The following is a 22,706-nucleotide window of genomic DNA, read 5'->3' on the forward strand; positions in this document are numbered from 1 at the left end:
GGGGCTGCCCGTCAGTTCAACTGTCTTCCCGTGCCGGGGCGTCCTGTCAAGAGCGCTCCCTGCGGTCGCGTCGCTGCGCGATGGCCTGCGGCCACCCTTGACATGCCACCCCGTCCCGGAAAGCCAAGAACTGTCGGGCCGCCCCCGGGGGGAGGCATGGGGGAGGGGATCGATCCGTTGCGGTCCGGCGCCCGGCCGCAGCCCGAGTGGGGCCCATGTGACGCCCTTCGGGCGACAGGAACGCACTCAATCGCTACGCGCTTCTCCGAGAGAGGCGTCTGCGGCTTGCTTTGGGCTGGTGAGGGGCGCGGCGGGGCTCAAAGCTCGGGCAGACGAGAGTCCACTCGGGTCAAGCAGCCGTCGACTCCCAACAGCCGCTCAAGAAGTCCCTTTTGCATCGCTTTGATCTCGACTTTTGAGGTGGACGGCTGCCAGACCCGCACCAACACCCATCTGACCGAAGTCTCAGCCCCACACAGCCCGCTGACGCTTCTCTCGGAGGAGCGCGTAGCGATTAGGGGCGGCCTTTCGCCCGAAGGGCGGGACAGTCGGCACTCGGCCTGCGGCCGGGCGCCGGGCCCCAGGCGATGGGCAGCCTCCCCCCTGCCTCCCCCCGGGGGCGGCCCGACAGTTCTTGGCTTTCCGGGACGGGGTGGCATGTCAAGAGTGGCCGCAGGCCATCGCGCAGCGACGCGACCGCAGGGAGCGCTCTTGACGGGACGCCCCGGCACGGGAAGACAGTGGAACTGACGGGCAGCCCCCGGAACCACCCCGACCCCGAAGCGCGAAACCCGGCCATGAGCGGCGGAGCCGCGACCGGCGCAGCCGGCTCCCATAGCAGGGCGCACCGGACCTTTCCCCGGTAACGATCCGGCCACCCGCGCGGCCCAGATGGGGCGTCGGGCCGGGGCGGAGTGATCGCTCCGGGCCGGGGCATCCACCAGGTGGACTGGCGTGCGGTCAGGTCGTGATCTGCGGCGAGGAGGCGACGTACAGCATCTTCTTGCAGGTGGGATGCCGAGGCCGCCCCGTCGGTCGACTGCAGCGCCCCGTGGATCCCGCGTCCCGGACCCCGCTTTGCATACTCCGACCCCGCGTGTGCCCGCTACTGGAGAAAGCTCTACAGATGGGTCCGCGAAGCGTCAACAATTTGTAGTAGTCGACGATATCTGCGCAGCCCCTCGCGGGCGTTCAATTCCGGTCACACGGCGAGGCGCTGCCTGTAACACGGCGCGGCTTCGATTCACGTGAACGTACGGACCACCCTGGCGGATCAATGGGCTCACGACCCACTTCGACCAGGGACCAGCAGATCTCCTCTCGCTTACCTACCTCTTGAAGGGCAAGGCAGAGATGGCACGTGTCGCCGTCCGGCTCTCCGTCGACGGAGAGCAGAGCACGCACCCGGTCGACGAGGTGCTCCCCCTCCCCAAGCTCGCGCTGTACGGCTTCCAGCACGTACTCGCCTTCTACGCCGGCGCGGTGATCGTCCCGATCCTCGTCGGCAGCGCGCTGGGACTCACCCCCGAGCAGCTCGTCTACCTGATCAACGCGGATCTCTTCACCTGCGGCATCGCCTCGATCATCCAGGCCTGGGGCATCGGCCGGATCGGCGCCCGGCTGCCGATCGTCCAGGGCGTCACCTTCACCGCCGTCTCCCCGATGATCGCCATCGGGCTGGGCGCGGGCGGCGGCACGGCCGCCCTGCTGGTGATCTACGGCGCCGTCATCACCGCGGGCATCGCCACCTTCGCCTTCGCGTGGATGCCCGCCCGGGTGTTCAAGGTCGTGATGGCGCTCTTCCCGCCCGTCGTCACCGGCACGGTGATCACGATCCTCGGCATCGTCCTGCTGCCGGTCGCCCTCAAGGACGTCGTCGGCGGCGCGCCGCTCGTCGGAGACGGCGGGGACCCCGCGCAGCTGGCCTACGCCGCCGGCACGATGCTCTTCGTCCTGGTCGTGATGCGGCTGGGCGGGGCCTTCCTGTCCAGCATCGCCGTGCTGCTCGGCCTGGTGGGCGGCACGCTCGTCGCCTTCGCCCTCGGCGACGCGAAGTTCGACGCCGTCACCACCTCGCACTGGGTCGGGGTCACCACCCCCTTCCACTTCGGGGCCCCGAAGTTCGAGTGGTTCCCGATCCTCCTCATGCTGATCGTCATGCTGATCACCATGGTCGAGACGACCGGTGACACCTACGCCATCGGCGAGATCGTCGGCAAGGACATCGACAGCGAGACCGTGGCCCGTGCGCTGCGGGCGGACGGCGCGGCCACCGCCATCGGCGGCCTGCTGAACTCCTTCCCCTACGTCGCCTTCGCCGAGAACGTGGGCCTGGTCCGGGTCACCAAGGTCAAGAGCCGGTTCGTGGTGGTCTCCGCGGGCGTGATCATGATCGTCCTGGGGCTGCTGCCGAAGGCCGCCGCGCTCGTCGCGGCGATCCCGCCGGGCGTCCTCGGCGGCGCGGCCACCGTGATGTTCGCCATGGTCGCCCTGGCGGGCATCCAGACCCTGGGCAAGGTGGACCTCAAGGAGGAGAAGAACGCGCTGATCGTCGGCGTCTCCCTCGCCTTCGCCCTCTTCCCGGCCACCGTCCCGGCGTTCTTCGAGAAGCACATGAGCGTGGACACCGCCTCGCTCCTCAACAGCGGCGTCACCCTCGGCGCCACGGCCGCCATCCTGCTCAACCTGCTCTGCAACGGCCTGCCGCAGGGCGACCCGCACGCCGCGGCGCCCGTCCCCGCCGCCGGGCCCGACGCGCTCGTACCGGCCGGGGCGGCGGCTGAGGACGAGCCGGCGGCCGGCGCCGGGCCCGCCGTCGAGGGCGGGCCCGGCGCTGCCGCCGAGCCCGCGGAGGGGGCGGGCGCCCCGGCACCGAGCGTCTGATCCGTCTGATCCGCCTGAGGAACGTCCCCGGACCGGGCCCCCGACCGGTCCGGGGCACCGGTGTCCCCGGGCTGTCGGTGGCGTACGGGACAATGGAAACCATGAGTCTGTTCCGCGACGACGGCATCGTGCTGCGCACCCAGAAGCTGGGTGAGGCGGACCGCATCATCACGCTCCTGACCCGTGGCCACGGCCGGGTCCGGGCCGTGGCCCGCGGCGTGCGGCGGACCAAGTCGAAGTTCGGCGCCGGGCTGGAACCCTTCTCCCACGCCGACGTGCAGTTCTTCGCCCGTGGCAGCGATCTCGTCAGCCGCACCCTGCCGCTGTGCACCCAGACCGAGATCATCGCCCCCTACGGCAACGGCATCGTCGTGGACTACGCCCGCTACACCGCGGGCACCGCGATGCTGGAGACCGCCGAGCGGTTCACCGACCAGGAGGGCGAGCCCGCCGTCCAGCAGTACCTGCTGCTCGTCGGCGCCCTGCGCACCCTCTCGCGCGGCGAGCACGCGCCGAACCTGATCCTCGACGCCTTCCTGCTGCGCTCCCTCGCCGTCAACGGCTACGCCCCCAGCTTCACGGACTGCGCGAAGTGCGGCATCCACGGCCCCAACCGGCACTTCTCGGTCGCGACGGGCGGAGTCGTCTGCGGGGACTGCCGGGTGCCCGGCAGCGTCGTACCCTCGTCGGAGGCCATCGCACTGCTGAGCGCGCTGCTCACCGGTGACTGGGTCCACGCGGACGCCTGCGAGGCGCGCCACGTCCGCGAGGGGAGCGGACTGGTCTCCGCCTACTTGCACTGGCATCTGGAGCGCGGGCTACGCTCCCTGCGATACGTCGAGAAATAGGAGCGGGACACATGGCACGACGCGGGATCCTGGGGCGCAGCCGCAGGGACTACAAGCTTCCGGAGCCGCACCCGTCCGGTGCGCGCCCGCCGAAGATCCCCGGTGAGCTGGTTCCGAACCACGTCGCGGTCGTCATGGACGGCAACGGCCGCTGGGCCAAGGAGCGCGGTCTGCCGCGCACCGAGGGGCACAAGGTCGGCGAGGGCGTGGTCCTCGACGTCCTCAAGGGCTGCCTGGAGATGGGCGTCAAGAACCTCTCCCTGTACGCCTTCTCGACGGAGAACTGGAAGCGGTCGCCCGACGAGGTGCGCTTCCTGATGAACTTCAACCGGGACGTCATCCGCCGGCGCCGCGACGAGATGAACGAGCTGGGCATCCGCATCCGCTGGGTCGGCCGCATGCCGAAGATGTGGAAGTCGGTCGTCCAGGAGCTCCAGGTCGCGCAGGAGCAGACCGTCGACAACGATGCGATGACGCTGTACTTCTGTGTCAACTACGGCGGCCGGGCGGAGATCGCGGACGCGGCGCAGGCGATCGCCCGCGACGTGGCGGCGGGCCGTCTCGACCCGTCGAAGGTCAACGAGAAGACCTTCGCGAAGTACATGTACTACCCGGACATGCCGGACGTGGACCTGTTCCTGCGGCCGAGCGGCGAGCAGCGCACCTCCAACTACCTTCTCTGGCAGAGCGCTTACGCCGAGATGGTCTTCCAGGACGTGCTGTGGCCGGACTTCGACCGCCGCAACCTCTGGGCGGCCTGCCTGGAGTACGCGCAGCGCGACCGCCGCTTCGGCGGGGCGCTGCCGAACCAGCCGGAGATCCCGGGGCAGCCGGGCTGACGCGGACGCGAGGACGGCGGACCGCGGCGGGTCAGCCCGCCGCGGCGCAGTCCGCGCAGGTGCCGAAGATCTCCACGGTGTGGGCGACGTTCACGTAGCCGTGCTCGGCCGCGATCGACTCGGCCCACTTCTCCACCGCAGGGCCCTCGACCTCCACGGCCTTGCCGCACTTGCGGCAGACCAGGTGGTGGTGGTGCTCGCCGGTGGAGCAGCGCCGGTAGACGGATTCGCCGTCGCTGGTGCGCAGCACGTCGACCTCGCCCGCGTCGGCGAGGGACTGCAGGGTGCGGTAGACGGTGGTCAGGCCGACCGAGTCGCCGCGGTGCTTGAGCATGTCGTGCAGCTCCTGGGCGCTGCGGAACTCGTCCACCTCGTCCAGCGCCGCCGCGACGGCCGCCCGCTGCCGGGTCGAGCGCCCTCGTACTGGCGCGGTATTCATCTCGCCAGGGGCAGTCGCCACCGGGTCCTCCTCATATCGGGCCGTGCGGCCATTGTGCCAGCCCGCCGGTCCCGGGTGCCCCGTCCGTCGCGCTACGGGACCTTCACGTCGTCCTGGGTGCAGACCTGTTCGGCGGCCCGCGCGGCCCGCGCCCGGCGGGCGGCGAGCGGAGCGGAGACCAGCGAGAGGACCAGGAACAGGGCGATGGCGAGGAGCACGATCATCGCGCCCGAGGGGACGTCGACGTAGTACGTCGCCGCCGTGCCGGACAGCGAGATGACGAGGCTGAATGCGATGGCCAGCCCCAGGGTGGCCGCGAAACCGCGGGTGATCCGCTGGGCGGCGGCGACCGGGATCACCATCATGGCGCTGACCAGCAGCAGGCCGACGATGCGCATGGCGACGGTGACGGTGACCGCAGCGGTGACCGCGATCATCAGGTTCAGCAGGCGCACCGGCAGGCCGGTGACGCGGGCGAACTCCTCGTCCTGGCAGACGGCGAAGAGCTGGCGGCGCAGGCCGATCGTGACGGCGAGGACGAGGGCGGACAGGACCGCCATGGCGGTGATGTCCTCGGGCGCGATCGCGGAGATCGAGCCGAACATCGGGGCCAGCAGCTTGCCGGTGGAGCCGCCCGGAGCCATGTTGATGATCAGCACGCCGCCGGCCAGGCCGCCGTAGAAGAGCATCGCGAGCGCGACGTCGCCGCTGGTCCTGCCGCGCGAGCGGATCAGCTCCATGGTGACGGCGCCGAGGACGGCGACCAGGGTGGCCATCCAGACGGGGCTGGTCTGGAACAGGAAGCCGAGCGCGACACCGGTCATGGCGACGTGCCCGAGCCCGTCGCCCATGACGGCCTGGCGGCGCTGGACGAGGTAGGTGCCGATGGCGGGGGCCGTGATGCCGACGAGGGCGGCCGCGATCAGCGCCCGCTGCATGAAGGCGTAGTCGAGGAGGTCCATCAGCTCAGCAGTCCCGTCCGGATCGGTTCGGCGTCGTGGGCCGCGTGGGGGTGTACGTGGTCGTGGCCGGGCAGGGCGTGCTGGCCCACGGCCTCGGGGGGCGGTCCGTCGTGCGTGACGCAGCCGTCGCGCAGGACGACGGCGCGGTCGATGAGCGGCTCCAGGGGGCCCAGTTCGTGCAGGACGAGCAGGACGGTGGTCCCGGCCTCCACCTGGAGGCGCAGGGCGCGCGCGAGGACCTCCTGGTTGGCGAGGTCGATGCCGGCCATGGGCTCGTCCATGATCAGCAGTTCGGGTTCGGCGGCGAGCGCCCGGGCTATGAGGACGCGCTGGTGCTGGCCGCCGGAGAGGGCGTTCACCGAGGCGTCGGCGTACCCGTCCATGTCGACGAGGGCCAGGGCGCGCTCCACGGCCGCCTTGTCGGCCTTGCGCAGCAGCCCGAAGCGGGTACGGGCCAGGCGCCCGGCGGAGACGACCTCGCGGACGGTGGCCGGGACGCCGCTGGCGGCGGTGGTGCGCTGGGGGACGTACCCGATGCGCGACCACTGCCGGAAGCGCTTGAAGTCCGTTCCGAAGAGGGAGAGCGCGCCGGCGCTCAGCGGGACCTGGCCGACGACGGCGCGGACGGCCGTGGACTTGCCGGAACCGTTGGCGCCGAGCAGGGCGACGACCTCACCGCGCCGGACGGTGAGGTCGATCCCGCGCAGCACGGGGCGCGAGCCGAGCGTGGCCGAGGCCCCGCGCAGGGATATGACGGGCTGCTCCACCGCTGTCGCGGTTGCCGTGGACTCCATGGCTCGCGCCTCCGTTGCCGCTACTGCTGCCATTACTTGTTGCCGAGCGCCTTCTGCAGGTTCTTCAGGTTGGACCGCATGATCGCGAAGTAGTCAGCGCCCTGGGAGGTGTCGCTGATTCCCTCCAGCGGGTCCAGGACATCGGTCTTCAGACCCGTGTCGCGGGCGAGGGTCTTGGCCGTCTTGTCGCTGGCCAGCGCCTCGAAGAAGACGGTGGTCACATTGTCCTTCTTGGCGACGGCCTGGAGTTCCTTCATCCGGGCGGGGGTCGGCTCGGACTCGGGGTCGACGCCGGAGATGCCCTCCTGGTCGAGGCCGTAGCGCGCGGAGAGGTAACCGAAGGCGGAATGGGTGGTGATGAAGGTCCGGGTGGCCGTGTTCTGCAGGCCGTCCTTGAACTCGGTGTCGAGCTTGCCCAGTTCGGCGACGAGGTCGTCGGTGTTCTTCCGGTAGTCCGCCGCGTTGGCGGGGTCGGCCTTCGCCAGGGCGGCGCCGACGCCCTTGGCGATCTCCGCGTACTTGACCGGGTCGAGCCACACGTGCGGGTCCTGGCCGGCGGCTTCGTGGCCGTGGTCGTGGTCCGCCTCGCCCTCGGCGTGGTCGTGGCCGGAGGCGGCGTGGACTTCGAGCTTGGTGAGGGTGGCGGCGTCGACGACGTTCTCGGCGGGGCTCTGGGCGACGGCCTTGTCGACGGCGGGTTGGAGCGACTTGAGGTAGAGGACCAGGTCGGCCTCGCCCAGCCGGGCGGTCTGCTGGGGGGTGATCTCCAGGTCGTGCGGTTCGACGCCCGGCTTGGTCAGGGTGGAGACCTTCACGTGGTCCTTGCCGATCCGCTCGGCGAGGAACTGCATCGGGTAGAACGACGCCGTCACGTCGAGCTTGCCGTCCTCACCGGAGCCCGCGGCGGAGGCGCCGGAGCAGGCGGTCAGCGCCGTGGCGGCGAGGGCGACGGCTGCGGCGAGGGCGGCGGTGGGTATGAGGCGTCGTACGTTCATGACATCCATTTTCATCAAAGATGGAAACCGTTGTCAACAAGCCAGGTGAGAGGGGGCGCCCCGGGCGCTCAAGGGGGATCCGATTTGAAGGAGGGGGTACGGGCGCCGGTAACCTGAGGCATTCGCCGTTCGTCCTCGTAATGAAGAGAGCACCGTGGCCGCCGACAAGATCGAGACCATCGTCAGCCTGAGCAAGCGCCGTGGCTTCGTCTACCCGTGCAGTGAGATCTACGGCGGCTCCAGGGCTGCCTGGGACTACGGCCCGCTGGGTGTCGAGCTGAAGGAGAACATCAAGCGCCAGTGGTGGCGTTCGATGGTCACCGGCCGTGAGGACATCGTCGGCATCGACTCCTCCGTGATCCTGGCCCGCGAGGTCTGGGAGGCCTCGGGCCACGTCGCGACCTTCTCGGACCCGCTGACCGAGTGCACCTCCTGTCACAAGCGCTACCGCGCCGACCACCTGGAAGAGGCGTACGAGGCCAAGCACAACCGCCTCCCCGCGAACGGCCTGGCCGACATCAACTGCCCGAACTGCGGCAACAAGGGCCAGTTCACCGAGCCCAAGCAGTTCTCGGGCATGCTGCAGACGCACCTCGGCCCGACCCAGGACGCCGGTTCCGTCGCGTACCTGCGCCCGGAGACCGCCCAGGGCATCTTCACCAACTTCGCCCAGGTGCAGACGACTTCCCGCAAGAAGCCCCCGTTCGGCATCGCCCAGATGGGCAAGTCCTTCCGCAACGAGATCACGCCCGGCAACTTCATCTTCCGCACGCGCGAGTTCGAGCAGATGGAGATGGAGTTCTTCGTCAAGCCGGGCGAGGACGAGCAGTGGCAGGAGTACTGGATGCAGGAGCGGTGGAACTGGTACCGCGACCTGGGTCTGCGCGAGGAGAACATCCGCTGGTACGACCACCCGAAGGACAAGCTGTCCCACTACTCGAAGCGCACCGCGGACATCGAGTACCGCTTCAACTTCGGTGGCAATGAGTTCTCCGAGCTGGAGGGCGTGGCCAACCGCACCGACTTCGACCTCAAGGCGCACTCGGCGGCCTCCGGTCAGGACCTCACGTACTTCGACCAGGAGACCAAGGAGCGCTACACCCCGTACGTCATCGAGCCGGCGGCCGGTGTCAACCGCGCCATGCTCGCCTTCATGCTCGACGCGTACAACGAGGACGAGGCCCCGAACGCCAAGGGCGTCATGGAGAAGCGCGCCGTGATGCGCCTCGACCCGCGCCTGGCCCCGATCAAGGTCGCGGTCCTGCCGCTGTCGCGCAACGCCGACCTGTCGCCGAAGGCCAAGGGTCTCGCCGCCGACCTGCGCAAGAACTGGAACATCGAGTTCGACGACGCGGGCGCCATCGGCCGCCGCTACCGCCGCCAGGACGAGATCGGTACGCCGTTCTGCGTCACGGTCGACTTCGACACCCTGGACGACAATGCGGTGACCGTGCGCGAGCGCGACACCATGAAGCAGGAGCGCGTCTCCCTGGACCAGATCCAGACCTACCTCGGCAGCCGTCTGCTGGGCTGCTAGTCGGACCCGGATCCACGACAGGGGTGGCCCGGTGCGCTGTGCGCGCCGGGCCGCCCCTGTTCGTCGTCCGTGCCGCGGGTCAGGCGGTGGCGTTGGCGGCGGCCAGCGCCGCGGCCGCCCGGGCCTTGCCCTCGGCCTTGGTCCGGTTCGAGAAGCGGATGGTCCAGAAGATCAGGGCCACGAGGAAGCCGTAGATCAGGATCGGGCTGACGGTCACCATCGTGCCGGTGCTCAGCGCGTACACCAGCACCACGCGCAGCGCGGCCTCGAACAGGTACGCCACGCCCCACACGGTGGTCATCCGCCTCATCGCCCGGCGGAAGTCCGGGTACTGCCAGAGGCTGTTGAAGTGGGCAACGGACTCGGCGGTGCCGTCGGTGCCGAACTTGCGGCCGAAGTAGAACATCAGCGGCCGGGGCGCCAGCAGCGTGGCGATGCACAGTGCGCCGAACAGCCCGGTCACCGCCGAGTCCTTGACGAGCAGGGCGCGGGCCGAGTGGGTGCCGACCAGGGTGACCAGGGCGGTGATCACCAAGAACACCAGGGTGACGACGGCGAACTCGTCGATGTGGCGGCGCCAGGCGAGCGAGACGACGGTGTCGACCACCGGCCAGGCGCTGCTGAGCAGCAGGGCGGCGAATTCGGTCCAGCCCCGTCCGGTGAGGATGTTGTAGGTGACGATCGGTGCGACCACGTTGAAGACGATGGTCATGATCCAGCCGATCGCCGTGGCCGAACCCGAACGGGCGGGTGGTGCGGCCTGAGCCGCCGGTGTTTCCTGAGCGGACAACGTTCCCCCTGAGGCGTGCCTGATGACGTGCGGTAAAGGGAACGTAAGGAGGGTGCCGGGCAGGGGGCAATGGCAGTGCGCCCAAAATGATCACCAAGCTGTCCGGATCGGTACGTTCCGGCTGGGCGCGGTGCCGGGCCGCGGCGCCTCCCCGGAGGTCCCGGAGGTCAGGCGCGCAGGCCCCGGACGACGAGCGCGGTGACCGCTTCGAACTCCGTGAGGATGGTCGGCGAGAGCCACTCCGCCGCGTACTGCGGATCGTGGAACCGGCCGGTGGCGTCGAAGACGGCGCGGGCGGCCGCCGGTACGTCGGGCGCGGCCAGTGATCCGGCGGCGACGCCCTCGTCGATGATCCGGGTCAGCTGGGCGATCAGCTGGGTCAGGTGGTCGTCCACCACGCCGCTGTTCTCCGCGAGCAGCACGGTGTAGGTCGCGAACAGCTCCGGATCGTCGCCCGCCTTGTGCCGCTTGGCCTCGAAGAGGGCCTCCAGCCACGCTTCCAGCTTGGAGGGGGCGGTTGCGGCGGGAGCCGAGACGATCTCCTCCAGCATGTCCACGTTCCGCGCGAGCCAGCGGTTGGTGACCGCCTCGCGCAGCGCGGCCTTCGAGGGGAAGTGCCGGTACACGCTGCCGTGGCTGACTCCGAGGGCGCGCGCCACGTCCACCACGGTCGCCTTGGTGGGGCCGAAGCGGCGCAGCACTTCCTCGGTGGTTTCGAGGATGCGCTCGGGCGTCAGGGGTTCGGCAGCTGCGGGGGGCATGCCTACGACCGTACCGGCAGCTCAGTGCTCGCTGTCGAGGTGGGCCATCTGCGCCGCCGGATACCGCTCGCCCGCCGCCGCTCCCGCGGGGACGGCCGCCTCGATGGCCGCCAGGTCTGCCGGGGTCAGGACGGTGTCCAGGGCGCCCAGCGCCTCCTCCAGCCGGTCCCGGCGGCGCGCGCCCACCAGCGGGACGATGTCCTCGCCGCGCGAGAGCACCCAGGCGATGGCGGTCTGGGCCACGCTCACTCCCTTGTCGTCGGCGACCTTGCGCAGGGCGTCGACCAGGTCGAGATTGCGCTCCAGGTTGTCCCCCTGGAAGCGGGGGCTCATCCCGCGGAAGTCCCCGGGGGCCAGCGCCCGGTCCCGGGTGAAGTGGCCGCTGATCAGGCCGCGCGAAAGGACGCCGTACGCGGTGATGCCGATGCCCAGCTCGCGGGCGGTGGGCAGGATCTCCTCCTCGATGCCCCGGGAGATCAGGGAGTACTCGATCTGGAGGTCGGAGATCGGCGCGACCGCGGCGGCCCGGCGCAGGGTGTCGGCGCCGACCTCGGAGAGGCCGATGTGCCGGACGTGCCCGGCCTGGACGGCCTCGGCGATGGCACCGACCGTCTCCTCGATCGGGACGTCCGGGTCCACGCGGGCGATCCGGTAGATGTCGATGTGGTCCCGGCCGAGGCGCTGGAGCGAGTACGCGAGGAAGTTCTTCACGGCGGCGGGGCGCCCGTCGTATCCGGTGAAACCGCCCTCGACCGTGCGCAGGGCACCGAACTTGACGCTGGTCAGGGCCTGGTCGCGGGCGGCGGCGGGCGCGGTCCGCAGGGCTTCGTTGATCAGGAGTTCGTTGTGCCCCATCCCGTAGAAGTCGCCGGTGTCCAGCAGGGTGACCCCCGCGTCCAGGGCGGCGTGGATCGTGGCGATCGACTCGGAGCGGTCGGCCTCGCCATAGAGGGCGGACATGCCCATGCAGCCGAGGCCGAGCGGATGGACGGAGGGCCCGGTGGTGCCGAGGGTGCGGGGTGCGCGCGGGGTGTGCTCATGGTTCGTCATGCCAGAACAATGGCATGACGGCTGACAGATTTCAATATCTGTCAGCCGTCATCACCCGTTCGAGGGCATGCCGAAGGGGCGCGGTGCGGGGTGAACCCAGGTCCGGGGCGCGTCCCGCAGCGTCGGCACTCGTCAGGAAGCCGGATCAGGAAGCCGGGACCTTCTCCAGGGTCCGGGCGGTCCGCACGGCCGTGGCGCGCGCCCAGGAGCCGCTGGTCAGCAGGCCCACGACCAGGACGGCGAACCCGCAGGCCGTGATGATCCACCAGGCGGGGCGCGCGGCGTCGGCGAAGCCCGTGGCGCTGTAGCCGTGTCCGCCCAGCCCGGCCGCCAGGACCGCGCCGATCACCGCGACCCCCAGGGTGCCGCCGGTCTGCCGACTGGTCGAGGCGACCGCGGCCGCCACCCCCGCCTGCGCGCGCGGCATCCCGGAGACGGCCGTGTTGGTGATCGGCGCGTTGACCATGCCGAAGCCGAGCCCGAAGAGCACGTAGGCGGTGAAGAGCAGGGAGGTGGAGGCCGGGGCGTCGAAGGCCGCGAACAGCAGCCCGCTCGCGGCCATCGTGACCCCGGCGACCAGCAGCGGCAGCCGGGGCCCGCGCGCGGCCACCAGGCGCCCCGACAGCGGGGCGAAGAGGAAGGTCAGCGCGGCCATGGGGAGCATGTAGAGCCCGGCGTGCAGGGCGTTCAGCCCGCGCACCTCCTGGAGGTACAGCGTGTTGAGGAAGAGGAACCCCGACAGCGCGGCGAAGGCGCTGACGGCGATCACGGTCGCTCCGCTGAAGGGCGCGCTCCGGAAGAACCGGGGGTCGATCAGCGGTTCGGGCCGCCGGGGCTCGTAGACGAGCAGCCCGGCCAGCGAGGCGACCGCGAGCGCCGCGCAGCCCAGGATCAGCGGCGAGGTCCAGCCCGCGTCGGGCGCCTCGATGATTCCGTAGGTCAGCGAGCCCAGCAGCGCCATGACGAGGAGCTGGCCCACCGGATCGGGCCGGCGCGGCCGCTCGGCGCGCGATTCGGGCACGTAGCGCAGGGTCAGGACCAGCGCGAGGATCCCGACGGGGAGGTTGACCCAGAAGATCGACCGCCAGCCGACCGAGTCGACGAGCAGCCCGCCGATCAGCGGGCCCGCGGCCATGGAGATGCCGACGACACCGCCCCAGACGCCGATGGCGCGGGCGCGTTCCTTCGGGTCGGTGAAGGTGTTGGTGATGATCGACATCGCGACCGGGTTGAGCATCGAGCCGCCGACGGCCTGGATCATCCGGAAGGCGATCAGCCACGACAGGCCGGGAGCCACCGAGCACAGCAGCGATCCGAGGGTGAAGAGGACGAGGCCCGCCGTGAAGACCTTGCGGCGGCCGATCCGGTCACCGGTCGACCCCGCCAGCATCAGCAGCGAGGCGAGGACCAGGGTGTACGCGTCGATCGTCCACTGCATCCCGGCCACCGTGGCGCCCAGTTCGCGGCGCATGGAGGGGAGGGCGACGTTCAGGACCGTGTTGTCGAGGCTGACGATCAGCAGGCTCATGCAGCAGATGGCCAGGATCAGGAGGCGGCGCCTGGGGCTCAAGTCGTGCATGGTGCCGATAGTACGCCTAACTAAACATATCCGGGACGCGGCGCGGCTTTGCGACAATGGGGGGATGACCACGCTCCCTCCGCCCCTTGCGATCGGCCCGCACACCGTGCAGCCCCCGGTGGTGCTCGCGCCGATGGCCGGCATCACGAATGCTCCGTTCCGCACCCTCTGCCGCGAGTTCTCCGGCGGGAAGGGGCTGTTCGTGAGCGAAATGATCACGACGCGCGCGCTGGTCGAGCGCAACGAGAAGACCATGCAGCTGATCCACTTCGACGAGAGCGAGAAGCCCCGCTCGATCCAGCTGTACGGAGTCGACCCCGGCACGGTCGGCAAGGCGGTCCGCATGATCGTCGAAGAGGACCGCGCCGACCACATCGACCTGAACTTCGGCTGCCCCGTCCCCAAGGTGACCCGCAAGGGCGGCGGCTCGGCCCTCCCGTACAAGCGGCACCTGCTGCGCGCGATCCTGCGCGAGGCGGTCGCGGGCGCCGGCGACCTGCCGGTGACGATGAAGATGCGCAAGGGCATCAACGACGACCACCTCACCTACCTCGACGCGGGCCGCATCGCCGTCGAGGAGGGCATCAGCGCCATCGCGCTGCACGGGCGCACGACCGCCCAGCACTACGGCGGCACCGCCGACTGGGACGCCATCGCGCGCCTCAAGGAGCACGTGCCGGAGATCCCGGTGCTGGGCAACGGCGACATCTGGTGCGCCGAGGACGCGCTGCGGATGGTCCGCGAGACCGGCTGCGACGGCGTGGTGGTCGGGCGCGGCTGCCTGGGGCGGCCCTGGCTGTTCAACGACCTGGTGGCGGCCTTCGAGGGGCGGCCCGAGGACTTCCACAAGCCGACGCTGCGCGAGGTCGCGGCCACCATGCTCCGGCACGCGCAGCTGCTGGGGGAGTGGATCGGCGACGAGGCGCGCGGGGTGATCGACTTCCGTAAGCACGTGGCCTGGTACACCAAGGGGTTCTCGGTGGGATCGGAGATGCGGCAGAAGCTGGCCGTCTCCTCGTCCCTGGCCGAGCTGGACGCTCATCTGAGCGAGCTGGATCTGGACCAGCCCTGGCCGGACAGTGCGGACGGTCCGCGGGGCCGGACGTCCGGAAACAACCGGGTTGTCCTGCCCGAAGGCTGGCTGAAGGATCCCTACGACTGCGCCGGGGTGAGCGAGGAAGCCGAGTCGGACACGTCCGGAGGCTGAGAAAAAGGCCTTCCGGGGCCCTGCGGGCGGCGTGAGATACGCCACGCATGGGTGGGGTTGCGCTCAGATGAGCGCCAACATCACGGCTAAGATTCTCAAAGGGTGGCACTGGGTGCCACCCTTTGGGCGTTCAAGACTTGAACGCAAATGGATCGATGATCGCTCATCCGAGCACGAACGCGCCGCCCGGAGCCCTCTTCGCTTCGGGATGTGAAGGCTCTTCGTAGGTTCCAGCTACCCGCGAGTCACTTTCGATGTCCTGGCGCACGAGTGGTTACGGCCATGTGACCGCCAAGTGGACGTACCTATAAGCCTTCGATCTGGGTATGTTCCTGGCCGTCAGGGCAGCCACCGAGTCCTCGAGGAGTCGAGACCCGTGTCGGAAAACAAAGATCAGAAGTTCGTTTACGACTTCACCGAGGGCAACCGGGACCTCAAGGACCTTCTCGGCGGCAAGGGGGCCAACCTCGCCGAGATGACGAACCTGGGCCTCCCCGTCCCGCCCGGCTTCACCATCACCACCGAGGCCTGCAAGGTCTACCTGGAGAGCGGCGACGCCCCCGTGGCCCTGCGCGACGAGGTGAGCGCCCACCTGGACGCCCTCGAGGCGAAGATGGGCAAGAAGCTCGGTCAGTCGGACGACCCGCTGCTGGTCTCCGTCCGGTCCGGCGCGAAGTTCTCCATGCCCGGCATGATGGACACGGTCCTCAACATCGGCCTGTCCGACGCGTCGGTCCAGGGCCTCGCCGCGCAGGCGGGCAACGACCGCTTCGCCTGGGACTCGTACCGCCGGCTCATCCAGATGTTCGGCAAGACGGTCCTCGGCGTCGACGGCGAGCTGTTCGAGGACGCCCTCGACGCGGCCAAGGCCGCCAAGAAGGTCACCGTCGACACCGACCTGGACGCCGCCGACCTCCAGAAGCTGGTCGCGCGCTTCAAGGAGATCGTCGCCGAGGAGGCCGGCCGGGAGTTCCCGCAGGACGCCCGCGAGCAGATGGACCTCGCCGTCGAGGCCGTCTTCAACTCCTGGAACACCGACCGCGCCAAGCTCTACCGCCGCCAGGAGCGCATCCCGAGCGACCTGGGCACCGCGGTCAACATCTGCTCCATGGTCTTCGGCAACCTCGGCCCCGACTCGGGCACCGGCGTCGCCTTCACCCGCGACCCCGCCAGCGGCCACCAGGGCGTCTACGGCGACTACCTGCAGAACGCGCAGGGCGAGGACGTCGTCGCGGGCATCCGCAACACGGTCCCGCTCGCCGATCTGGAGTCGATCGACAAGACGTCGTACGACCAGCTCATGCAGATCATGGAGACCCTCGAAACGCACTACAAGGACCTGTGCGACATCGAGTTCACCATCGAGCGCGGCCAGCTGTGGATGCTCCAGACCCGTGTCGGCAAGCGCACCGCGGGCGCGGCCTTCCGGATCGCCACGCAGCTCGTCGACCAGGGCCTGATCGATGAGGCCGAGGCCCTCCAGCGGGTCAACGGCGCCCAGCTCGCGCAGCTCATGTTCCCGCGCTTCGACGAGGCGGCCGCCACGCAGCTGATCGGCCGCGGCATCGCCGCCTCCCCGGGCGCGGCCGTCGGCAAGGCCGTCTTCGACTCCTACACGGCCGTCAAGTGGTCCCGCTCCGGCGAGAAGGTCATCCTGATCCGCCGCGAGACCAACCCGGACGACCTGGACGGCATGATCGCCGCCGAGGGCATCCTGACCTCGCGCGGCGGCAAGACCTCGCACGCGGCCGTCGTCGCCCGCGGCATGGGCAAGACCTGTGTCTGCGGCGCGGAGGAGCTTGAGGTCGACACCAAGCGCCGCCGGATGACCACCTCCTCCGGCGCGGTCGTCGAGGAGGGTGACGTCGTCTCCGTCGACGGCTCCACCGGCAAGGTGTACCTGGGCGAGGTACCCGTCGTACCGTCCCCGGTCGTCGAGTACTTCGAGGGCCGGATGCACGCGGGCGCCGACGACGCCGACGAACTGGTCTCCGCCGTGCACCGGATCATGGCGTACGCGGACCGGGTCCGCCGGCTGCGGGTGCGGGCGAACGCCGACAACGCGGAGGACGCGCTGCGCGCCCGCCGCTTCGGCGCCCAGGGCATCGGCCTGTGCCGCACGGAGCACATGTTCCTCGGTGAGCGCCGCGAGCTGGTCGAGCACCTGATCCTGGCGGACACCGACAAGGAGCGCGAGGAGGCACTCAGTGCCCTCCTGCCGCTCCAGAAGAAGGACTTCGTCGAGCTGTTCGAGGCGATGGACGGGCTCCCCGTGACGGTCCGCCTGCTCGACCCGCCGCTGCACGAGTTCCTGCCCGACATCACCGAGCTGTCGGTGCGCGTCGCCCTCGCCGAGTCCCGCAAGGACCACAACGAGAACGACCTGCGCCTGCTCCAGGCCGTGCACAAGCTGCACGAGCAGAACCCGATGCTGGGTCTGCGCGGTGTCCGTCTCGGCCTGGTCATCCCCGGTCTGTTCGCCATGCAGGTCCGGGCGATCGCCGAGGCCGCCGCCGAGCGCAAGAACGCCAAGGGCGACCCGCGCGCCGAGATCATGGTCCCGCTGGTGGGCACGGTCCAGGAGCTGGAGATCGTCCGCGAGGAGGCCGACCAGGTCATCGCCGAGGTCGAGGCCGCCACCGGCACCAGCCTGAAGCTGACCATCGGCACGATGATCGAACTGCCGCGCGCCGCGCTGACCGCCGGTCAGATCGCCGAGGCGGCGCAGTTCTTCTCCTTCGGCACGAACGACCTGACCCAGACGGTGTGGGGCTTCTCCCGCGACGACGTCGAGGCCAGCTTCTTCACCGCGTACCTGGAGAAGGGCATCTTCGGGGTCTCCCCCTTCGAGACCATCGACAAGGACGGCGTCGGCGCGCTGGTCCGCAGCGCGGTCCTGGCGGGCCGCGAGACCCGCCCCGACCTCAAGCTCGGCGTCTGCGGCGAGCACGGCGGCGACCCCGAGTCGGTGCACTTCTTCCACGAGGTCGGCCTCGACTACGTCTCCTGCTCGCCCTTCCGGATCCCGGTGGCGCGCCTGGAGGCGGGCCGTGCCGCCGCCGAGTCGAAGGGCAGCGACAGCCGCTGACCCACCCACGGCGGGTCCGCCGTACCGCGCGCTCCCCGCGCGCGGTACGCGCCCACCCGCCCCCACAGACCGCGCCTGCCCCGGGTTCCCTGACGCCCTGGGGTGGGCGCGCCTGTATGTGCAGAAGCGCGCGGTGAAGAAGCGCCGGGCCGAGAAGCACATTGTTCAACGACTCTTTACGTCAGCAGGCGGTGGACGGATCCCCACCCGTCCACCGCCTGCTGACAATCTGCCGGACACGTCGGCGCTTCCCGGTGCGACCGACCGCCAGGCCCCGCAAAGCCCCCCACGGCCTTCGCGGAGCGTTTCGGTCGCGCCGGAGTGTGCCCGGCGGAGTACAGGATTTCGGTTGTCACACCCCCGCCGAAAGGGGTTTCAACTGTGGCCGAAAGGGCGTGGTGACGTCGTGTGACGGCATGCATACTCATGGGGCGGGGGGATTGCGGTTGCACAGGTGGGGGTTCGGTGCTTCGTATCCATTTCACTGGAGTGGACCTGGCACGCGTACGGATGGCAGGGCGTCCCGATGCGTTGTGGGAAACGATTCTCAGTTTTCACCGTTTAAGGGACCGGCGTGATGTCCGGTTGTTCGGTGAATGGCGTACAACAACGCGGAGCAGGTTGAATAGTGAAACACGTTTGCTCGGTGCGCTCATACCGAGTCGCGGCTATTTCCCCGATTTCCTGACCCCGGTCGAGGGTCAGTACGGGTGGGACACGGGGCTCGACGCGCTGCGCGGGATCAGGCCTGAGCGGATGCGCCGGGAGCTGCTCGTGCTGGGGCGGGGAGCACCGCCCTCGCCGCGGCTGCGGGAGTTCGCCGACGACACCCCCCGGCACCTGCCGCGGCTCATGGACGAGCTGCGCGGGTACCACCGGGCGGCCGTGGAGCCGCACTGGACGCACATCCAGGCCCAGATCGAGGCCGAACGTGCGGCCAGGGGCCGCGCGCTGCTGGACGGAGGCGCGGACGAGCTGCTCGCCTCGCTGCCGCCGATGCTGCGGTGGCGGGCGCCGGTGCTGGAGTGCGACTACCCGGTGGACCGGGACGTCCGGCTGCGCGGACGCGGGCTGCTCCTGCAGCCCTCGTTCTTCTGCCGGCGCACCGCGGTGACCCTGCACGACCCGGAACTGCCGCCCGTCCTGGTCTATCCGGCGGCGGCGCAGCTCGCCTCGGCCCAGACCGGCGGCGAGGCGGCCCGGCCCGTGGAGGAGCAGCGCCAGCGGACCCTGGGCAAGCTGGTCGGGCACACCCGCTCGGTGGTCCTGCGGGCGATCGGCGACGGGGCGACGACCAGCGAACTGGCCCGCCGGGCCGGGGTGTCGCTGGCCTCGGCGAGCCAGCACGCGTGCGTGATGCGGGAGGCGGGCCTGGTGACGACCCTGCGCCGGGGGAGCGCCGTGCTGCACACGGTGACCCCGCTCGGCGCCGCCCTCCTGAAGGGCGGCGCGGTGGCCTCGTGACGGCTTCCGGGGACCCTGCGGGGTCCCCGGAAGCCCGGCGCCGGCGCACGGCGAAAAGTTTTTCCGCACGAGCGATGAGTTTCCGCGGGACCCGCGGTCTACCCCTCGCAAGCACCGGACACCGCTCCACGGGGGGCGGGACGGCGGCACGAAGAGAAGCGAGTCCGAGATGTCAACGATGATTTTCGTCAACCTGCCGGTCAAGGACCTGGACGCCAGCAAGGCGTTCTGGACGAAGCTCGGCTACACCTTCAACGGCCAGTTCAGCGACGAGAACGGCGCCTGCATGGTCATCAGCGACACCATCGCCGCGATGCTGCTGACCGAGGCCCGGTTCAAGGACTTCACGCACAAGGCCGTGACCGACACGGCCACCAGCACCGAGGTGCTGCTGTGTCTGAGCGCCGAGAGCCGCGCCGCCGTCGACGAGCTGGTCGACGGAGCCCTCGGGGCGGGCGGCACCGAGCCGCGCGCCGCCCAGGACCACGGCTTCATGTACGGCCGGGCCTTCGAGGACCTCGACGGCCACACCTGGGAGATCATGTGGATGGACCCGGCGGCCGTCCAGGGCCAGGACGTCGCCTAGGCGACCGCCACCGGAGCCGAGGTCGCGGCGGTCCGCACCGGATACGTCCGGACCGCCACCTCCTCGTCGTCCAGGCACCGCCCCGTCGCCAGGTCGAAGCGCTGCTTGAGCAGCGGCGACGCCACGAACGGCCGGCCCTCCACGCACCCCACCAGCCCGCGCGAGAGCACCTGCGCCCCGGTGAAGGGGTCCTGGTTGCCGATGGCGTACGTACGCCCCGCGCGGTCGACGAACACCGCGGCCTGGGTGCCGTCCGGCAGCAGGGCCGCGACCCCGCGCCCCGGGGTGAGCGCGGTGTACTCGCACACCGTCAGCCAGCCTTCGGTCACCTGCAGTTCGACGGTCATCGGGTGCCTCCCAGGGGTTCGAGGGTCAAGAAGGTCAGGTCGGGCTTGACCTGGTCGCGTTCCGCGACGAACTTCACGGTCGGGTCGGGGGCGCCGGGCGCATTGACGAAGGAAACGAACCGCCGCAGCCGCTCGGGGTCCTCCAGCGTCTCGGCCCATTCGTCCCGGTAGTGCGCCACGTGGTCGGCCATCAGCGCTTCCAGCTCCCCGCACAGCCCGAGCGAGTCGTGGACGACCACGTCCCGCAGGTGCTCCAGGCCGCCCTCCAGCCGCTCCAGCCAGGCGGAGGTGCGCTCCAGCCGGTCGGCGGTGCGGATGTAGAACATCAGGAACCGGTCGATGAGGCGGACCAGTTCGGCGTCGGACAGGTCCTGGGCCAGCAGGTCGGCGTGGCGCGGGGTGGCCCCGCCGTTGCCGCCGACGTACAGGTTCCAGCCGCTCGCGGTGGCGATCACCCCGAAGTCCTTGCTCTGCGCCTCCGCGCATTCGCGGGCGCAGCCGGACACCGCCGACTTCAGCTTGTGGGGGGCGCGCAGGCCCCGGTAGCGCAGCTCCAGGTCGATGGCCATGCGCACGCTGTCCTGGACGCCGTAGCGGCACCAGGTCTGTCCCACGCAGGACTTCACCGTGCGCAGCGCCTTGCCGTAGGCGTGTCCGGACTCGAAGCCGGCCTCGACCAGGCGGGCCCAGATGTGCGGGAGCTGGTCGACGCGGGCGCCGAAGAGGTCGATGCGCTGGCCGCCGGTGATCTTCGTGTAGAGGCCGAAGTCGCGGGCCACCTCACCGATCACGATCAGCTTGTCGGGGGTGATCTCGCCGCCGGGGATGCGGGGGACGACCGAGTACGAGCCGTTGCGCTGGAGGTTCGCGAGGAAGTGGTCGTTGGTGTCCTGGAGCGCGGCCTGCTCCCCGGCCAGGACGTAACCGGGCGCGCCCACCGTCGGGGCGAGCGAGGCGATGATCGATCCGACGGTCGGCTTGCAGACCTCGCAGCCGTCGCCGCCGCGCGCCGCCTCCCGGCCGTGGCTGTCGAGCAGATCGGCGTAGGAGGTCACGCGCAGGGTGCGGACGATCTCGTACAGCTCGGCGCGGGTGTACGGGAAGCAGGCGCAGAGCCCCGTCTCTGCGGGGGCAGGGAGCAGCTGGCCGATCACCTTGACGCAGCTGCCGCAGCCGGTGCCCGCCTTGGTGCACTTCTTGACCTCGGGCAGGGTCGCGCAGGCGGTGATGGCCTTCTTGGTGACGTTGTGGCAGGAGCAGATGACCGCGTCGTCGGGCAGGGAGGCCGGTCCGAGCTGGGCCGCGGACCCGATGCCGGCGGGCAGCACCAGCTGCTCGGGCGCGGCGGGCGGCACGCTGCCGGTGAGCGGCCGCAGCAGCCCGTAGGAGTCGGCGTCGCCGACCAGGACCCCGCCGAGCAGGACGCCGTCGGGGGAAACGACGAGCTTCTTGTAGATGCCGGAGCGGGAGTCGGAGTACACGACGTCGAGGCAGCCGGGGGTGGCGCCGTGCGCGTCGCCGAAGGAGGCCACGTCCACGCCGAGGAGCTTGAGCTTGGTGGAGAGGTCGGCTCCGGTGAACTCCTTGGCGCGGCCCAGCAGGTCCTCGGCGGCGGTCTCGGCCATCTCGTAGCCGGGCGCGACCAGGCCGTAGACCCGGCCGTCGGTGGCCAGGGCGCATTCGCCGATCGCGTAGACGTGCGGGTCGGAGGTGCGGCAGTGCGCGTCGACGGCGATGCCGCCGCGCTCGCCGACCTCCAGCCCGGCGGCGCGGGCCAGCTGGTCGCGGGGGCGGACCCCGGCGGAGAAGACGACGAGCTCGGTGTCGACCGAGGAGCCGTCGGAGAGCGCCATGCCGCTGACGGAGCCGTCGGCTCCGATGAGCACCTCCTGGGTGCCGACACCGGTGTGCACGGTCAGGCCCATCGATTCGATGGTGCGCAGCAGGGCCGCGCCGCCGCCCTCGTCGATCTGCGCCGGCATCAGCCGGGGCGCGAACTCCACGATCCGGGTGGCCAGTCCGAGCCCTTGGAGCGCGCCGGCCGCCTCCAGGCCGAGCAGGCCGCCGCCGATGACCGCGCCGTGGGTGCGGCCCTCGGCGTACGCCTCGATCGCGAGGAGGTCCTCGATGGTGCGGTAGACGAAGCAGCCGGGGGCGTCCTTGCCGGGGACGGGCGGCACGAAGGGGTAGCTGCCGGTCGCCAGGACCAGGACGTCGTACGGGAAGACCCGCCCGGAGCGGGAGGTGACCGTGCGCGCCGCCCGGTCGATGTGCTCGGCCGGGTCGTCGAGGTGCAGCTCGATCCCGTGCTCGGCCATGAAGCCGTCGGGGGTCAGCGACAGGTCCTCGGCGGTGCTGCCGGAGAAGAACGAGGTGAGGTGGACCCGGTCGTAGGCGGGGCGCGGCTCCTCGCAGAGCACGGTGATCCGGTGGGTGGCCGTCGCGCCGCGCTCGGCGAGCGCTTCGAGGTAGCGCTGGCCGACCATCCCGTGCCCGATGAGCACGATGGCGGGGGTGGGCGTCGTGGATGCGGCCAT

General features: G+C 70.5%; 18 protein-coding genes. 8 read left to right on the top strand and 10 right to left on the bottom strand.

Going from position 1 to position 22,706, the window contains the following annotated elements:
* Positions 1 to 1,353 precede the first annotated feature (1,353 nt).
* From ABZY31_RS15765 to ABZY31_RS15775, 3 genes are all read left to right on the top strand, one after another.
* Complete coding sequence (locus tag ABZY31_RS15765; protein WP_356410031.1) at positions 1,354 to 2,883, top strand: nucleobase:cation symporter-2 family protein; 1,530 nt, start codon at positions 1,354 to 1,356, stop codon at positions 2,881 to 2,883.
* A gap of 101 nt (positions 2,884 to 2,984) precedes the next feature.
* Positions 2,985 to 3,731 (top strand): DNA repair protein RecO, encoded by a 747-nt coding sequence (gene recO, locus ABZY31_RS15770; protein WP_356410034.1) that lies wholly within the window; start codon positions 2,985 to 2,987, stop codon positions 3,729 to 3,731.
* Between the two features lie 11 nt (positions 3,732 to 3,742).
* Positions 3,743 to 4,570 (top strand): isoprenyl transferase, encoded by an 828-nt coding sequence (locus tag ABZY31_RS15775; protein ID WP_356410037.1) that lies wholly within the window; start codon positions 3,743 to 3,745, stop codon positions 4,568 to 4,570.
* 31 nt (positions 4,571 to 4,601) lie between these two features.
* Here ABZY31_RS15775 and ABZY31_RS15780 read toward each other — a convergent pair whose 3' ends face one another.
* From ABZY31_RS15780 to ABZY31_RS15795, 4 genes are all read right to left on the bottom strand, one after another.
* A complete protein-coding gene (locus ABZY31_RS15780) occupies positions 4,602 to 5,030 on the bottom strand; it encodes a transcriptional repressor (RefSeq protein WP_323183433.1) in 429 nt (142 codons plus the stop codon).
* A gap of 71 nt (positions 5,031 to 5,101) precedes the next feature.
* Positions 5,102 to 5,971: a metal ABC transporter permease gene (locus ABZY31_RS15785; RefSeq protein ID WP_356410040.1), complete on the bottom strand. Its 870-nt coding sequence runs from the start codon at positions 5,969 to 5,971 to the stop codon at positions 5,102 to 5,104.
* A complete protein-coding gene (locus ABZY31_RS15790) occupies positions 5,971 to 6,765 on the bottom strand; it encodes a metal ABC transporter ATP-binding protein (RefSeq protein ID WP_356410043.1) in 795 nt (264 codons plus the stop codon). The genes ABZY31_RS15785 and ABZY31_RS15790 overlap by 1 nt, the downstream gene beginning before the upstream one ends.
* 32 nt (positions 6,766 to 6,797) lie before the next feature.
* The gene (locus ABZY31_RS15795; RefSeq protein WP_356410046.1) at positions 6,798 to 7,760 is read right to left on the bottom strand and encodes a metal ABC transporter substrate-binding protein; all 963 of its coding nucleotides are present in this window, start codon (positions 7,758 to 7,760) and stop codon (positions 6,798 to 6,800) included.
* A gap of 154 nt (positions 7,761 to 7,914) precedes the next feature.
* On the opposite strand from ABZY31_RS15795, the gene ABZY31_RS15800 reads away from it, so the two are divergent.
* Positions 7,915 to 9,297, top strand: coding sequence for a glycine--tRNA ligase (locus ABZY31_RS15800; protein WP_356410049.1), 1,383 nt, complete (start codon positions 7,915 to 7,917; stop codon positions 9,295 to 9,297).
* Positions 9,298 to 9,376: 79 nt separating this feature from the next.
* On the opposite strand, the gene ABZY31_RS15805 is transcribed toward ABZY31_RS15800, so the two are convergent.
* The 4 genes from ABZY31_RS15805 to ABZY31_RS15820 all read right to left on the bottom strand — a co-directional run bounded on the left by ABZY31_RS15805 (position 9,377) and on the right by ABZY31_RS15820 (position 13,477).
* The gene (locus ABZY31_RS15805; RefSeq protein ID WP_356410052.1) at positions 9,377 to 10,087 is read right to left on the bottom strand and encodes a VC0807 family protein; all 711 of its coding nucleotides are present in this window, start codon (positions 10,085 to 10,087) and stop codon (positions 9,377 to 9,379) included.
* A gap of 167 nt (positions 10,088 to 10,254) precedes the next feature.
* On the bottom strand, positions 10,255 to 10,848 hold the full coding sequence (locus ABZY31_RS15810; protein WP_356410055.1) for a TetR family transcriptional regulator: 594 nt from the start codon (positions 10,846 to 10,848) through the stop codon (positions 10,255 to 10,257).
* Positions 10,849 to 10,869: 21 nt separating this feature from the next.
* On the bottom strand, positions 10,870 to 11,898 hold the full coding sequence (locus tag ABZY31_RS15815; protein ID WP_356410058.1) for an aldo/keto reductase: 1,029 nt from the start codon (positions 11,896 to 11,898) through the stop codon (positions 10,870 to 10,872).
* Between the two features lie 145 nt (positions 11,899 to 12,043).
* Complete coding sequence (locus ABZY31_RS15820; RefSeq protein WP_356410061.1) at positions 12,044 to 13,477, bottom strand: MFS transporter; 1,434 nt, start codon at positions 13,475 to 13,477, stop codon at positions 12,044 to 12,046.
* Positions 13,478 to 13,541: 64 nt separating this feature from the next.
* On the opposite strand from ABZY31_RS15820, the gene dusB reads away from it, so the two are divergent.
* The 4 genes from dusB (at position 13,542) to ABZY31_RS15840 (ending at position 19,822) form a co-directional block, all read left to right on the top strand.
* On the top strand, positions 13,542 to 14,684 hold the full coding sequence (dusB, locus tag ABZY31_RS15825) for a tRNA dihydrouridine synthase DusB (protein ID WP_356410064.1): 1,143 nt from the start codon (positions 13,542 to 13,544) through the stop codon (positions 14,682 to 14,684).
* A 376-nt stretch (positions 14,685 to 15,060) separates the two neighbouring features.
* Positions 15,061 to 17,772 carry a pyruvate, phosphate dikinase gene (gene ppdK, locus ABZY31_RS15830; protein WP_356410067.1) on the top strand — a complete coding sequence of 904 codons (2,712 nt, stop codon included), beginning with the start codon at positions 15,061 to 15,063 and terminating at the stop codon, positions 17,770 to 17,772.
* A 465-nt stretch (positions 17,773 to 18,237) separates the two neighbouring features.
* Positions 18,238 to 19,236, top strand: coding sequence for a helix-turn-helix domain-containing protein (locus ABZY31_RS15835; RefSeq protein WP_356410070.1), 999 nt, complete (start codon positions 18,238 to 18,240; stop codon positions 19,234 to 19,236).
* A gap of 169 nt (positions 19,237 to 19,405) precedes the next feature.
* Positions 19,406 to 19,822 (top strand): VOC family protein, encoded by a 417-nt coding sequence (locus ABZY31_RS15840; protein ID WP_356410073.1) that lies wholly within the window; start codon positions 19,406 to 19,408, stop codon positions 19,820 to 19,822.
* Here the strand turns inward: ABZY31_RS15840 and nirD are convergent.
* Both nirD and nirB read right to left on the bottom strand, forming a co-directional pair.
* Positions 19,819 to 20,169, bottom strand: a complete 351-nt coding sequence (gene nirD, locus ABZY31_RS15845) for a nitrite reductase small subunit NirD (RefSeq protein WP_356410075.1) — start codon at positions 20,167 to 20,169, stop codon at positions 19,819 to 19,821. The genes ABZY31_RS15840 and nirD overlap by 4 nt on opposite strands.
* Positions 20,166 to 22,706 carry a nitrite reductase large subunit NirB gene (nirB, locus tag ABZY31_RS15850; protein ID WP_356410078.1) on the bottom strand — a complete coding sequence of 847 codons (2,541 nt, stop codon included), beginning with the start codon at positions 22,704 to 22,706 and terminating at the stop codon, positions 20,166 to 20,168. The genes nirD and nirB overlap by 4 nt, the downstream gene beginning before the upstream one ends.

This window comes from Streptomyces sp. NPDC006529, assembly GCF_040611795.1.
In the GTDB taxonomy this organism is placed as follows: Bacteria; Actinomycetota; Actinomycetes; order Streptomycetales; family Streptomycetaceae; genus Streptomyces.

Bases quoted from the DNA above. Each gene is read 5' to 3' on its own strand.
- ABZY31_RS15790 (WP_356410043.1), bottom strand. From the start codon at position 6,765: ATGGAGTCCACGGCAACCGCGACAGCGGTGGAGCAGCCCGTCATATCC.
- ABZY31_RS15840 (WP_356410073.1), top strand. From the start codon at position 19,406: ATGTCAACGATGATTTTCGTCAACCTGCCGGTCAAGGACCTGGACGCC.
- dusB (WP_356410064.1), top strand. From the start codon at position 13,542: ATGACCACGCTCCCTCCGCCCCTTGCGATCGGCCCGCACACCGTGCAG.
- ABZY31_RS15765 (WP_356410031.1), top strand. From the start codon at position 1,354: ATGGCACGTGTCGCCGTCCGGCTCTCCGTCGACGGAGAGCAGAGCACG.
- ABZY31_RS15815 (WP_356410058.1), bottom strand. From the start codon at position 11,898: ATGACGAACCATGAGCACACCCCGCGCGCACCCCGCACCCTCGGCACC.
- ABZY31_RS15775 (WP_356410037.1), top strand. From the start codon at position 3,743: ATGGCACGACGCGGGATCCTGGGGCGCAGCCGCAGGGACTACAAGCTT.
- ABZY31_RS15810 (WP_356410055.1), bottom strand. From the start codon at position 10,848: ATGCCCCCCGCAGCTGCCGAACCCCTGACGCCCGAGCGCATCCTCGAA.
- recO (WP_356410034.1), top strand. From the start codon at position 2,985: ATGAGTCTGTTCCGCGACGACGGCATCGTGCTGCGCACCCAGAAGCTG.
- ABZY31_RS15795 (WP_356410046.1), bottom strand. From the start codon at position 7,760: ATGAACGTACGACGCCTCATACCCACCGCCGCCCTCGCCGCAGCCGTC.
- nirD (WP_356410075.1), bottom strand. From the start codon at position 20,169: ATGACCGTCGAACTGCAGGTGACCGAAGGCTGGCTGACGGTGTGCGAG.
- nirB (WP_356410078.1), bottom strand. From the start codon at position 22,706: ATGGCCGCATCCACGACGCCCACCCCCGCCATCGTGCTCATCGGGCAC.
- ABZY31_RS15820 (WP_356410061.1), bottom strand. From the start codon at position 13,477: ATGCACGACTTGAGCCCCAGGCGCCGCCTCCTGATCCTGGCCATCTGC.
- ABZY31_RS15785 (WP_356410040.1), bottom strand. From the start codon at position 5,971: ATGGACCTCCTCGACTACGCCTTCATGCAGCGGGCGCTGATCGCGGCC.